Source organism: Prevotella rectalis (assembly GCF_900607215.1).
Taxonomy (GTDB): Bacteria; Bacteroidota; Bacteroidia; order Bacteroidales; family Bacteroidaceae; genus Prevotella; species Prevotella brunnea.
The window spans coordinates 550,280-551,293 of the sequence record NZ_LR027822.1; the positions used below are offsets into that span (position 1 = coordinate 550,280).

1 protein-coding gene is annotated in these 1,014 nt (G+C 41.0%); it reads right to left on the reverse strand.

Translation table 11 applies throughout. The annotated features are described in order from the left end of the window. Positions 1 to 26 precede the first annotated feature (26 nt). Positions 27 to 968, reverse strand: a complete 942-nt coding sequence (locus E0E16_RS10605) for an IS30 family transposase (RefSeq protein ID WP_130829052.1) — start codon at positions 966 to 968, stop codon at positions 27 to 29. Positions 969 to 1,014: the final 46 nt, after the last annotated feature.

Here is a 1,014-nt window from a genome sequence, read left to right on the forward strand (position 1 = left end):
CGCAGAGTCAACCAGCAAGTGCAAAATTATAAAACGTATTTGAAGAATTCACACTTTGGAGTAGAAAAGTTTAATTTTTCTCTCGGTCTTTCGTTCAATTTCTTTTGTATCGACATAATTCTCTTGTCTGTGTAATGTTCAAACGAATCCTTTTTCGGTATATATTGTCTGATTAGTTTATTTGTATTCTCAATAGCTCCCTTTTGCCAAGAACAATATGGATCAGCGAAGTATACGGGCACGCCCAAGAACTTGGTAATGTCCTTATGTGCTGCAAATTCAGGTCCGTTGTCTGTTGTAATGGTCTTCAGACAGTCCTTGTATGGTGGCAGCAGTTTCCTAACTACCTTTGCCAGAGGCTTTGACTGCTTTCCAAATGGCAGTTTCTGCATAAGCAGCATATTGGTGGATTTCTCTACCAGTGTGAGTATGGTATGCTGGTCAGGGTCTACGATCAAGTCCATCTCAAAATCTCCGAATCTCTTCCCGTCAACTTCCTTACTTCTTTCATGGATACTCAACCTGTCTTTAATTGGAAGATGTCTGCCCTTGGGACGATGTCTGTATTTCATCTTATGCCTTGTGTGTTTGGCAAGTTCCCCTGTTGTATCATTATGAATGATATTATAAATGGATTGGTGGGACACCTTTATTCCCTCATTCTTGCGCAGATAACCTGATATTTGTCGTGGAGACCACTGGTCATTGGTGATATATTCCTTAATTCTCCAGACTAATTCGTTAGAGAGCCTGGCGTTCTTTACCGTTCTCTTTCTGCGCTGCATAGCCATATCGTGCGCCTTTGTCCAGATATACTTTTCTGATGGCGTGCTGTTGCGTTTGATTTCACGTGATAGTGTTGACTGACTGATGCCGACGATTGTGGCAATCTCTTTTCTCCCTGTTTTCTTTTGGAGTAAGGCGAAAATTTGCGACCTTTGCTCCGAGGTTAATTGATGATATTTCACAATACAAAGTTAATTAATCTTGGGGAGACAGAGGTCTCCCTTTTTT